13 protein-coding genes are annotated in these 11,309 nt (G+C 72.3%); 4 read left to right on the forward strand and 9 right to left on the reverse strand.

Annotated elements, in window-relative coordinates; genetic code table 11:
• Both mqnP and NFX44_RS10960 read right to left on the reverse strand, forming a co-directional pair.
• Positions 1-915, reverse strand: coding sequence for a menaquinone biosynthesis prenyltransferase MqnP (mqnP, locus tag NFX44_RS10955; RefSeq protein ID WP_262283389.1), 915 nt, complete (start codon positions 913-915; stop codon positions 1-3).
• Positions 915-2,375 (reverse strand): menaquinone biosynthesis decarboxylase, encoded by a 1,461-nt coding sequence (locus tag NFX44_RS10960; protein ID WP_262283390.1) that lies wholly within the window; start codon positions 2,373-2,375, stop codon positions 915-917. The genes mqnP and NFX44_RS10960 overlap by 1 nt, the downstream gene beginning before the upstream one ends.
• 154 nt (positions 2,376-2,529) lie before the next feature.
• On the opposite strand from NFX44_RS10960, the gene NFX44_RS10965 reads away from it, so the two are divergent.
• Positions 2,530-3,402, forward strand: coding sequence for an alpha/beta fold hydrolase (locus tag NFX44_RS10965; RefSeq protein WP_262283391.1), 873 nt, complete (start codon positions 2,530-2,532; stop codon positions 3,400-3,402).
• A 9-nt stretch (positions 3,403-3,411) separates the two neighbouring features.
• Here the strand turns inward: NFX44_RS10965 and NFX44_RS10970 are convergent, their stop codons facing one another.
• On the reverse strand, positions 3,412-3,972 hold the full coding sequence (locus NFX44_RS10970) for a carboxymuconolactone decarboxylase family protein (protein ID WP_262283392.1): 561 nt from the start codon (positions 3,970-3,972) through the stop codon (positions 3,412-3,414).
• A gap of 64 nt (positions 3,973-4,036) precedes the next feature.
• Here NFX44_RS10970 and NFX44_RS10975 point away from each other — a divergent pair, with 64 nt between their 5' ends.
• Both NFX44_RS10975 and NFX44_RS10980 read left to right on the forward strand, forming a co-directional pair.
• Positions 4,037-4,507, forward strand: coding sequence for a MarR family winged helix-turn-helix transcriptional regulator (locus NFX44_RS10975; protein WP_262283393.1), 471 nt, complete (start codon positions 4,037-4,039; stop codon positions 4,505-4,507).
• Positions 4,508-4,560: 53 nt separating this feature from the next.
• Positions 4,561-4,773, forward strand: coding sequence for a hypothetical protein (locus tag NFX44_RS10980; RefSeq protein ID WP_262283394.1), 213 nt, complete (start codon positions 4,561-4,563; stop codon positions 4,771-4,773).
• On the opposite strand, the gene ccsB is transcribed toward NFX44_RS10980, so the two are convergent.
• The 6 genes from ccsB to hemL are packed head-to-tail and all read right to left on the reverse strand — an operon-like array spanning position 4,758 to position 10,749.
• The gene (ccsB, locus tag NFX44_RS10985) at positions 4,758-5,729 is read right to left on the reverse strand and encodes a c-type cytochrome biogenesis protein CcsB (protein ID WP_262283395.1); all 972 of its coding nucleotides are present in this window, start codon (positions 5,727-5,729) and stop codon (positions 4,758-4,760) included. The two genes, NFX44_RS10980 and ccsB, sit on opposite strands and share 16 nt — an antisense overlap.
• A complete protein-coding gene (locus NFX44_RS10990; RefSeq protein WP_262283396.1) occupies positions 5,729-7,351 on the reverse strand; it encodes a cytochrome c biogenesis protein ResB in 1,623 nt (540 codons plus the stop codon). The genes ccsB and NFX44_RS10990 overlap by 1 nt, the downstream gene beginning before the upstream one ends.
• On the reverse strand, positions 7,351-8,187 hold the full coding sequence (locus NFX44_RS10995; RefSeq protein ID WP_262283397.1) for a cytochrome c biogenesis CcdA family protein: 837 nt from the start codon (positions 8,185-8,187) through the stop codon (positions 7,351-7,353). Before NFX44_RS10995 ends, NFX44_RS10990 begins: the two co-directional genes overlap by 1 nt.
• A complete protein-coding gene (locus tag NFX44_RS11000) occupies positions 8,187-8,759 on the reverse strand; it encodes a TlpA disulfide reductase family protein (RefSeq protein ID WP_262283398.1) in 573 nt (190 codons plus the stop codon). Before NFX44_RS11000 ends, NFX44_RS10995 begins: the two co-directional genes overlap by 1 nt.
• A complete protein-coding gene (locus NFX44_RS11005; RefSeq protein ID WP_262283399.1) occupies positions 8,759-9,406 on the reverse strand; it encodes a histidine phosphatase family protein in 648 nt (215 codons plus the stop codon). The genes NFX44_RS11000 and NFX44_RS11005 overlap by 1 nt, the downstream gene beginning before the upstream one ends.
• A 5-nt stretch (positions 9,407-9,411) precedes the next feature.
• Positions 9,412-10,749 (reverse strand): glutamate-1-semialdehyde 2,1-aminomutase, encoded by a 1,338-nt coding sequence (gene hemL, locus NFX44_RS11010; RefSeq protein WP_262283400.1) that lies wholly within the window; start codon positions 10,747-10,749, stop codon positions 9,412-9,414.
• Positions 10,750-10,899: 150 nt separating this feature from the next.
• Here hemL and NFX44_RS11015 point away from each other — a divergent pair, with 150 nt between their 5' ends.
• Positions 10,900-11,232: an STAS domain-containing protein gene (locus tag NFX44_RS11015; RefSeq protein WP_262283401.1), complete on the forward strand. Its 333-nt coding sequence runs from the start codon at positions 10,900-10,902 to the stop codon at positions 11,230-11,232.
• Positions 11,233-11,309: the final 77 nt, after the last annotated feature.

The raw sequence follows: 11,309 nt of genomic DNA on the forward strand, positions 1-11,309 counted from the left end.
TCAGGGGCGCAGGTCGAGGCGGACCACCAGGTCCAGCAGGGCGAAGACGAACAGGGCGATGCCGACGAAGCCGTTGGCGGTGAAGAACGCCCGGTTGACCTTGCTCAGGTCGGTCGGGCTGACCACCAGGTGCTGGTAGCCGAAGGCGACCGCGGTGAACGCGAGCCCGATCCACCAGAGCCAGCCGAAGCCGACCAGCGCGCCGAACCAGATGAACAGCGCGAAGGTGATCACGTGCGCGACGGTGGAGGCGTGCAGCGCGAAACGCCGGCCGTAGCGGGCGGGAACGCTGTGCACCCCGATCTCCCGGTCGATCTCGGAGTCCTGGCACGCGTAGATGAGGTCGAATCCGCCGATCCAGAGGCCGACGGCCGCGCCGAGCAGCCAGGCCGGCCCGGAGCCGGCGAGGGTGCCGGTGACGGCCAGCCAGGCGCCGACCGGGCCGACCGCCTGGGCGATCGCCAGGATGGCGTGCGGCCAGTTGGTGAACCGCTTGCCGTAGGGGTAGACGACCAGCGGCACCACGGCGAGCGGGGCGAGCGCCAGGCAGAGCGGGTTGAGCAGGGCGGCGGCGGCCAGGAAGACCACCAGGGCGACGGCAGCGCCGGTCCAGGCCGTCCGCACGCTCACCGCCCCGGTCACCAGCTCCCGGTTGGCGGTACGCGGGTTCCGCGCGTCGATCCGCCGGTCGAGGATCCGGTTGGCGGCCATGGCGAACGTCCGCGCGCCGACCATCGCCACGGTGATCAGCAACAGGTCGAGCCAGCGCACCCGCCCGCCGTCGACCTGCATGGCGGTCAGCGCCGACAGGTACGCGAACGGCAGCGCGAAGACCGAGTGCTCGATCGTGACCAGCTTGAGGAAGGACTTGACCCGGCCCGGACGCTCCACGGGGACCTCGGCGACGGTGGCCATCAGATGCCGTACTCCTTCCAGCGCTTGTCGACCAGCGAGACCACCTCGGGCGACATGGTCATCTCCTCGGGCCAACCCCGGGTGTAGCCCTCGGTGGGCAGCTTGCGGGTCGCGTCGAGGCCCGCCTTGCCGCCCCAGAACTGCTGGTACGAGGCGTGGTCCAGGTGGTCCACCGGGCCCTCGGTGACGAGCAGGTCCCGGGCGTAGTCGACGTTGCCGAAGGCGCGGAACGCGACCTCGTTGTAGTCGTGCACGTCGCAGTCCTCGTCCACGATCACGATGAGCTTGGTCAGCGACATGAGGTGCGCGCCCCAGATCGCGTTCATCACCTTCTGCGCGTGTTTCGGGTAACGCTTGCGGATGGAGACGATCGCGCAGTTGTGGAAGACGCCGGCGGCCGGCAGGTCGTAGTCGACGATGTCCGGGATCATCAGCTTGAGCAGCGGCAGGAAGATCCGCTCGGTGGCCTTGCCGAGGCCGTGGTCCTCCTGCGGCGGCTTCGAGGTGATGATCGAGTGGTAGACCGGGTCGCGCTGCATGGTCATCGTCTCGACGTGCAGCACCGGGAACGGCTCGACCGGGGTGTAGAAGCCGGTGTGGTCGCCGAAGGGGCCCTCGGGCAGCCGCTCGCCGGGCTCCAGGTAGCCCTCCAGCACGATCTGCGCGTTCGCCGGCACCTGCAGCGGCACGGTCAGGCAGTCGACCATCTCGACCCGCTCACCGCGCAGGAAGCCGGCGAACAGGTACTCGTCGATGTCGCTGGGCAGCGGCGCGGTGGCGGCGTACGAGACGACCGGGTCGCAGCCGATCGCGATGGCGACCGGGAGCCGCTGGCCGAGCCGCTCGGCGACGGCGTGGTGGGCGGTGGAGTCCTTGTGGATCTGCCAGTGCATACCGAGGGTGTTCCGGCCGTGCTGCTGGAGCCGGTAGAGGCCGAGGTTGCGCTTGCCGGTCTCCGGGTGCTTGGTGTGGGTCAGCCCGAAGTTGTGGAAGATCCCGCCGTCGCCGGGCCAGACCTGGAGGCCGGGCAGCCGGTTCAGGTCGACGTCGTCACCGCGGTAGACCACCTGCTGGCAGGGGGCGGTCTTGACCTTCCGCGGCGGCAGCGACTTGAGCTGCATGACCTTGCCCAGGCCCTCGCGGATGCCGGACCAGCCGACGGGCAGCTCCGGCTTGATCATCGCGCCGATCCGCTCGCCGATCTCGTCCAGCGTGTCGACGCCGAGCGCCATGGCCATGCGCTTCTCGGTGCCGAACAGGTTGATCGCCACCGGCATCTCGCCCCGGGTGGGCCGCTCGAAGAGCAGCGCCGGGCCGCCGTCGCGGACGGTCCGCGTGACCACCTCGCTGATCTCCAGCGTGGGGTCGACCGGGACGCTCACCCGCCGCAGCTCGCCCGCGGCCTCCAGGGCCGCGAGGAAGTCCTTGAGATCGGTGTACGGGAAGCCACGAGCCGCCATGCCCGCCAGTCTCCCGCACCGGTGTTCGCACCGTCCAAGCCGGGTGGTGTGAGCTGAGCCGCGGCGTCGGGCGAGCGCGCCCGGCGCGGTCGGAGGGCCCGGCATGGCTCTCCACTCACCGGGTAGTCGAGCCGCCGGACAAGAGGGGGCGTCGATGGGCGAAGGACGGGTCCCGGCAGGGTTCACCGAGCAGCGGACCCGGGTCGGTGACGTGGAAATCAACCATGTCCGCGGCGGCCGCGGGCCCACCCTGGTGCTGCTCCACGGCTACCCGCAGTGCTGGCGGATGTGGCGGCACCTGCTGCCGGTGCTGGCCGAGTCGTTCGAGGTGGTCGCGCCCGACCTGCTGGGCTTCGGCGACAGCGACGCCCCGACCGACGGCTACGACAAGAAGAGCGTCGCCGCCGCCCTGCACGGGCTGCTGACCGTGCTCGGCCGGGCCGAGGACATCCGCCTGGTCGGTCACGACCTCGGCACGATGGTCGCCTACGCCTACGCCGCCGCCCATCCCGACCGGGTGTCCCGGCTGGCGCTCACCGAGGCGCCGATCCCCGACGAGGGCATCTACACGATTCCGGCCCTCACCGCCGCCGGCCCGGCCGTGTGGAACTTCGGCTTCTTCAATCTGACCAACGGCCTGCCGGAGCAACTCGTCAGTGGCCGGGAACCGCTCTGGGTGGACCGGTTCACCGACTCGATCATGGTCAACAAAGGCAGCATCGGCCCGGAGGAGGCGGCGGAGTACGCCCGGCACCTGCGGGACCCGGCCCACCTCCGGGCGAGCTTCGCCTACTTCCGGGCGTTCGGGCAGGACGTGGCGGACAACGCCGCGTACCGGGCGACGAAGCTGCCGATGCCGGTCCTCGCCGTCGGCGCCCGGGCCAGCCTCGGTGAGCAGGTGGCCGAGCAGGTCCGCCAGTACGCCGACACGGTCACCGGCGAGGTGGTGGAGGAGTGTGGCCACTGGCTCTTCGAGGAGCGGCCGGCGGAGCTGGCGGACCTGCTGCTGCCGTTCCTGCGGAACTGAGGCCGCCGGTCAGGCGGCCGGCGCCCACGCGTAGCGGGCCAGTGGCGGGTCCAGCGGGGCGTCGGTGAGCCGGTTGGCGAAGGTCGAGATCGTGTACGTGCCGACGCCGAGCACCACGTCGAGGGCGTGCCGGGGCTGCCAGCCGGCGGCCAGGAAGGCGTCCAGGTCGTCGTCGGGGACGGCGCCCCGGTGGTCGAGCACGGCGACGGTGAACCGGCGCAGCGCCTCCAGGCGCGGGTCGGGCAGCGCGGCGCCGGCCCGGAGCGCCTCGATCAGCGCGGGTGCCGCGCCCTGCCGGGTGAGCGTCGCCGTGTGCATGGCCACGCAGAGGTGGCACTCGTTGCGGGTGGCCACGGTCAGCACGACCACCTCGCGGGCGAGCGGGTCGAGGTCGGTGGATTCGAAGACGGCGTTGGCGGTGAGGAAGCCCTTGAGCAGCTCGGGCGACTCGGCCATGAGGGCCACCGCGCCGGGGAGGTGCCCGAACTTGCGGTGGATGTTTGTCATCGTGGGACGGGCGGCGGCGGGCGCGGTGTCGGGGGTGTGTGCGGTGAAGACCGGTCGGGACATGACGGGTACCCCTCGGATAAGATAGTCAACGTGGTTGACGAAATAGTAAACGAGGTTGTCGAACATGGCAACGCCTGACCGCCCCGGCTTCGTACTCCCGCTGCTGCTGCTCGCCGGCTTCCGCACGCTCATCGACGACCTGCACGCCGAACTGGCCCGGCAGGGGCACACCGAGCTGCGTCCGGCCCACGGCTTCGTGCTCCAGGCCGTCGGCCCCGCCGGCACCACCGCCTCCGACCTGGGCCAGCGCCTCGGCGTCTCGAAACAGGCGGCCGGCAAGACCATCGACCGCCTGGTCGCGCTCGGCTACCTGGAACGCGCCGACGACCCGGCCGACGCCCGCCGCAAGCTGGTCCGGATGACGGCGAAGGGCCACGACGGGCTGCGCCGCTCGGCGATCGTCTTCGACGAACTGCGCGACCGCTGGGCAGCGGCCCTCGGCGCCGACCGGGTCGCGGCCATCGAGGACGACCTGCGCCGGATGGTCCCGGCCGACGTCTTCCGGCTCGACGTCCCCGGCTGGTTCGGCGCGTGACAAACATCGTCGGCCCTTGACCCACCGGCCGGGCCGGGAGCCACCATGTCGGCATGGACGACGCGTACGTGGAGGGCGACCCGGACGGGCTCAGCCCGTTGCAAACCGAGATCCGGGACGCGGTGGCCCGCGAGCTGCACGCCCAGTTCGCGCTGCGCGCCGACCGCCTCGACCTGGCCGACCTCCCCGAGGTGGCCTACCAGATCACCCTGCGCGTCGACGGGGTGCTGACCGGCCGAAAGCGCGCGGGTCAGACGCCGGCGTAGGAGTGCAGGCCGGTGAAGAAGAAGTTGACGCCGAACAGGTTCATCAGCATGGTCAGGAAGCCCACGACCGAGATCCAGGTGGCCACGTTGCGCTTGACGCTCGGGGTGGCCCGGGCGTGCAGGTAGCCCGCGTAGACCACCCAGGAGATGAACGCCCAGGTCTCCTTCGGGTCCCAGCCCCAGGCGCGACCCCAGGCCGCCTCGGCCCAGATCGCACCCGCGATCACCGCGAAGGTGAAGACCGGGAAGGCGAAGGCGTGCAGCGTGAAGGTCAGCCGCTCCAGGCCGGCCGCCGCCGGCAGCCGCCGGGCCAGGGTGTACGGGAAGCTCCGCTTCCCCTGCTCCCAGCCGGCCCGCATCAGGTACCCCACGGCCGGCACCACGCCCAGCAGGAAGATGCCGGAGGCGAAGATGATCGTCGACACGTGGATGACGAACCAGTAGGACTGCAGCGCCGGCATCAGCGGCACGACCTGCACATAGAGCTTCAGCTCGGCGAACGCCAGCAGCAGCACCATGACCAGGGTGAGGAACAGCCCGAGCCGGCGCAGCGACGGCTGCTTCCAGAGCACCGCGAGCCAGGCCGCCGCCCCGATCCAGGTGACGGTCAGCACGAACTCGTACATGTTGCCCCAGGGCATCCGCTCAGCGGCGATGCCCCGGGTGACCACCGCGCCGAGGTGCAGCGCGGCGGCGAGCACGGTGATCCAGGCGGCGATCCGCCCGGCCAGCGCGGCCCGCGCCGCGGAGCGATCCGGCCGGGTCGCGGCCGGGGTGGCCGGCTCCTCGACCGTCCCACCGGGGCCGCCGACGCCGGCGCCGACCAGCTCCCGGGCCGGGGCCGCCGCCGGCACCTTCCGGGCGTTGCCCACGGCGTACTCGACGGCGTGGCTGACCATCGCCACCAGGTACGCCAGGATCGCGAACGTGACCAGCTGGTCGGAGAGTGCGGACATCACTCGTCTCCTTCTCGCGCCCGCGGGTCGTCCCGCCCGTCGTCGCTGACCGCGGCGACGAGCTGTGCGAACTCGTCGGCGAACCCTGGATGCTCGGTGCGCGGCAGCCCACCGGCCTCCACCAAGCTACTACCGCTCGTCGGAGATCCATCCGCCGGGGGCGTCACCCGGAACCAGACCCGGCGCCGCCGGGCGAACAGCGAGCCCATCAGCCCGAGGAGCAACGTCACGCAGGCGACCAGCATCAGGGTCTGGCCGGGGGCGTGCCGGACCGAGATGGTGATGTACGGCTTCGTGCCGACGAACTCCAGCGTGCTGCCGTCGTCCAGCGTCCACTTCTCGCCGGGGCGCAGCACCTTCTCGCCGATTTGCTTGAGCTTGCCGTTGGCGACCTGCCGCTGGTCGAGCTTGTAGACCGAGCCGGGGATGCCGGCGTCCAGCCCCAGGTTGCCCCGGTACGCGGCCAGCACCACCGCGGGGTTCCGCTCGGCGGGGAACTGGGACGCGACGAACGGCGCGCGGTCCGGGGCGGTGGGCAGGTAGAGCCCGTCGAAGGCGACCTGCTGGTCCGGGGCGCGCCGGCCGGTCTTCGGGTCGATGTTCGCGTCCGGGAAGGCGGCCACGCCCTCCTCGGTGGCGTTCTGGTCGCCGCTGCGCAGGAACGGCTCGTCGCTGGTCTGTGTGCGGCCGTACCGGTCGGTGTACTTGAGGATCGGCGCGTACCCGTTGCCGAGCAGGTAGACGTTTGCCGAGCCGAGCCGCAGCGGCGAGTTGACCGAGAAGCCCGCGGTGCGCGTGGACCCGTCGTCCACGTGGTCCACGGTCACCGTGGCCCAGTAGCGGGAGGCCTGCCCGGACGCCAGGTAGTCGGCCTCGAACCGGTCCAGGGTGAGGCAGAACGGCGGCAGGTCGGCGCTGTCGACGCGCGGCCCGAGCGATGCCTCGGCGTACTGCTGGCGGCTGTTGCAGAAGGCGTTGTCCGCGCCGGCCGTCAGCAACTTGTTGCCGTGCCAGCCGTACCAGGAGCCGAGCGCGACGCCGAGCAGGAGGGCGACCAGCGAGACGTGGAAGAACAGGTTGCCGGTCTCCTTGAGGTAGCCCTTCTCGGCGGAGACCTCGTTCCCGCGGACGGTGACCCGCCAGCGTCGGCGGCGCAGCACCGCCGCGATCGCCTCGGCGTCGGCGGCGGCCGGGGCCTCCAGCACGGCGTGCTGGGGCAGCCGCTCCAGGCGCTTCGGCGCGGCGGGCGGCCGCATCCGCAGCGCGCGGACGTGGTCGCGGGCGCGGGGCAGGACGCAGCCGACCAGCGAGGTGAAGAGCAGCAGGTAGATGGCGGAGAACCAGACCGAGCCGAAGACCTCGAACATGCCGAGCTGGTCGAGCCGGGGCGCCAGGTCGGGGTGGTCGACGAAGTACTCGTTGACCTTCTCCGGGCTGACCCCGCGCTGCGGCAGCACCGAGCCGGGGATGGCGGCGATCGCCAGCAGGAAGAGCAGGATCAGCGCGGTACGCATGCTGGTGAGCTGCCGCCACGAGTTGCGCAGCAGGGCCAGCACCGGGTTGGCGCGTCGCCGGGGGGCGCCGGAGGGCGGCGCGGCCGGCCGGTCGTCCACGGTCGTCATCAGATGCTCACCTCGCCGACGCCCACGTGCGTCTGCAACCAGATCACGAAGTCCTGCCAGCCGCCGGTGACCAGCGCCACGCCGATCAGGATCAGCAGCGCGCCGCCGATCCGGGTGACCCAGCGGCTGTTGCGCCGGACGGCGCGGAACACCCCGAGGAGGCGGTGGAAGCCCAGCCCGAAGACGACGAACGGTACCCCCAGCCCGAGGCAGTACGCCACGGCGAGCAGCACGGCCCGGTCGGTCCGCCCGTCGACGGTGGCCATGCCGAGCACCGCGCCGAGCGTCGGGCCGGTGCACGGCAGCCAGCTCAGCGCGAAGACGGCGCCGAGGACCGGGGCGCCGAGCAGCCCGGCGGCCGGGAGCCGCCGGATCCGGAACTCGCGCTGCATGCCGGGGACCACGCCCAGGTAGCCGAGGCCGAGCACCACGACGAGGGCGCCGATGACGATCTCCAACGTGCGCTCGTACTGGAAGAGGAGCTTGCCGACGCCGGAGAAGAGGATCGCGGTGGCGGTGAAGACCGCCGTGAAGCCGGCGATGAAGAGCATGGTGCCGGCCAGCACCCGCCCCTTCACGGCGGCGACCGGCCGTGCCGCCGGGGGCGCCGCGACCGCCACGCCGCCGCCCGGCTCGTCCGCGACGGCCGCGGGGGCTGCCGGCCGGACCCGGCCCTCCAGGTCCGCCCCGGCCAGCCCGGTGACGTACGACAGGTAGCCGGGCATCAGCGGCAGGACACACGGGGACAGGAAGCTGACCAGCCCGGCGAGCGCCGCGGCGCCGACGGCCAGCAGGAGCGGGCCGGACTCGGCGAGCTGGCGGAAGGTCTCGCCCATCAGCGGGATCCGGACGCGGGCTGCTCGGCCGCGATCCGCTCGACGACGGGCTGGAGTTCGTCCCGGGTGATCGCCCGGCGGATCACCACGGCGACCCGGCCGTCGCGGTCCAGGACGACGGTCGCCGGCGTGGTGTTGGGCGGGATGTCGAAGTTGAGCGCCTGCCGGCTGGCCGGGTCGAAGAGGCTCGGGTAGGTGACCCGGCCCTCCTCGAAGGCGACCGCCTTGTCCTTGCTGTCCTGTACGTTGATGCCGAGGAAGGTGACGCCGGACGCCTTGGTGGCCTGGTGCACGGCCTCCAGGTCGTCGGCCTCCGCCCGGCAGGGGGCGCACCAGGAACCCCAGAAGTTGACGACGACCACCTGGCCGCGGGCCTCGGCGAGGTCGTAGCTGCCGCCGGTGAGCAGCTCACCGCTCACCTTCGGGGTCTTCGACCGCTGGTCGGGGGCGCAGGTGATGGTGACGCCGTCGCTCGCGCAGCGGCTCTCCTCGCTGCCGGAGGAGCAGCCGACCAGCGCCGTCCCGGCGGTGACGGCGGCGAGCAGGGCGGCGACGAGCCTCCGGCTGGGCATCAGGCTCCCTTGGCCGTCCGGGCGGTCGGCGAGATCGAGACCAGGTGGGCCGCGGGCTCGGAGTAGCCGATGCCGACGATCTTGGCACCGTCGAAGTGGAACGAGGTGAGGCTGGCCAGGCCGCACTGCCGCCTGCGCGGGTCGTGCCAGAGCCGCTTCCGCTCGACGTAGCGGCGCAGGGTCCAGATCGGCAGCTGGTGCGAGACGAGCACGGCCTCCCGCCCCTCGGCGGCGATCCGGGCGGCGTGCAGCGCGCCGAACATCCGCTCGGCGATCACCCGGTAGGCCTCGCCCCAGGACGGGGTGACCGGGTCGCGCAGCACCCACCAGTTGCGCGGGTCGCGGAAGGAGCCGTCGCCCGGGGACACCTTCTTGCCCTCGAACCAGTTCGCGCTCTCGATCAGCCGCTCGTCCACCCCGACTGGCAGCCCGAACTGGGCGGCGATCGGCTCGGCGGTCTGCTGGGCACGTTCGAGCGGGCTGGCCACCACGTGCACCACGGTGCGCTCGGCGAGCGCCTGGGCGGCCGCCTTGGCCATCTGGACGCCCAGCTCGGAGAGGCGGAACCCGGGCAGCCGGCCGTAGAGGATGCCGTCCGGGTTGTGCACCTCGCCGTGCCGCAGCACGTGGACCACCGTCTCGCTCACGCTTGCTACCCCCCGTGTCCTGCCGCCGCCGCTGCCGTCGCCGCCTCGGGCAGGGCCGCGGCGATCTGCTCCAGGGCGGCGTCGTCGATCGCCGCCGACACGAACCACGACTCGAACGCGCTCGGCGGCAGGTAGACGCCGGCCGCGAGCATGGCGTGGAAGAACGCCTTGAACGCGGGCACCTGCTGGGTGCGGGCGCTGTCGTAGTCGGTGACGTCGGCGTCGGTGAAGAAGATCGAGAACATGTTGCCCGCGTACGACAGGCGGTGCGGGACCCCGGCGGCGGCCAGCGCCTCGGTGGCGAGCTTGCCCACGGCGGCGGCCGTCTCGTCGAGGCGGCGGTAGAGCGCGTCGTCGGCCAGCCGCAGCGTGGCCAGGCCGGCGGCGCACGCGAGGGGGTTACCGGAGAGGGTGCCGGCCTGGTAGACCGGGCCGGCCGGGGCCAGCTTCGCCATGATCTCGGTGCGCCCGCCGAACGCCGCGGCGGGCAGGCCGCCGCCCATGACCTTCCCGTACGTCCACAGGTCGGCGTCGGACGGGTCGAGGCCGTGCCAGCCGGCGCGGGAGACCCGGAACCCGGTCATCACCTCGTCGACGATCAGCAGCGCGCCGTGCGCGTGGGCGATCCGGGCGAGCTGCTGGTTGAAGTCGCCGCGCGGGGCGACCACGCCCATGTTGCCGGCGGCCGCCTCGGTGATGATCGCCGCGATGTGCGGGCCCTCGGCGGCGAAGGCCTCCTCGACCGCGCGCAGGTCGTTGTACGGCAGCACGATGGTGTCGCCGGCGGCCGCCCCGGTGACACCGGGCGAGTCGGGCAGGCCGAGGGTGGCCACGCCGGAGCCGGCGGCGGCGAGCAGCGCGTCGGAGTGGCCGTGGTAGCAGCCGGAGAACTTGACGATCTTGGCCCGGCCGGTGAAGCCGCGGGCCAGCCGGATCGCCGACATGGTCGCCTCGGTGCCCGAGTTGACCAGGCGGACCTGCTCCACCGGGGTCCGCGCGACGATCTCCGTGGCCAGCTCGACCTCACCCGGGGTGGGGGTGCCGAAGCTGGTGCCGAGCGCGGCGGCCTCGCGCAGCGCCTCGACCACGGCCGGGTGGGCGTGACCGAGGATCAGCGGGCCCCAGGAGCAGACCAGGTCGACGTAGCGGCGACCGTCGGCGTCGAAGAGCCAGGGACCCTCCCCCCGGACCATGAAGCGCGGGGTGCCGCCGACGGCACGGAACGCGCGCACGGGTGAGTTGACCCCGCCGGGCACGATGGCCTTGGCGCGGTCGAACAGGGCCTCGGAGGCCGGTGCGTCGGCCGGGTAGCGGCCGGATCCGGCGGAAAAGGTATCGGTCACGATGCCGCCATTGTGTCAGCGCCGGGCGGCTGATCGGCAGGCACCCCGCACCGAGGGTTACCGGGCTCACGCCCCGCGGGTGCGGCACGGGCCAGCGGCCGGCGGGTCGCTCGACGGGCCCGCGGGTTGAGATCGCGATAGGGTGACCGGGTGGATCGTGCCGAACTGTCCATCACGCTACAGCGGACGGGTGACGAAGCGGTGCTTCGCCTCGCCGGTGAGATCGACATGCTCACGGCCGCCCAGCTGTCGACAGTCGTCAACGAGGTGCTGGCCGACCCCCCGCCGCGCATCGTGCTCGACCTGGGCGGGGTCACCTTCTGCGACTCGCAGGGCCTCGGGACGCTCGTGGTGCTCAGCCGCAAGGCCAGCCACGCCCAGAGCCTGCTGGTCCTGAGCAACGTCGGCGACTTCCTCCTGAGGGTCCTGGACATCACCGGCCTCCGCTCGGCCCTGATGATCCGCAACGAAACCGCTCCCTGAGGCGCCACCCTCTCGCGTCGATCATGAAGTTGACGGCGATGTGGATCTCCACGGGTGCCGCCAACCTCATGATCGAC

This window comes from Micromonospora sp. MA102, from assembly GCF_025460765.1.
GTDB lineage: Bacteria > Actinomycetota > Actinomycetes > Mycobacteriales > Micromonosporaceae > Micromonospora > Micromonospora halotolerans.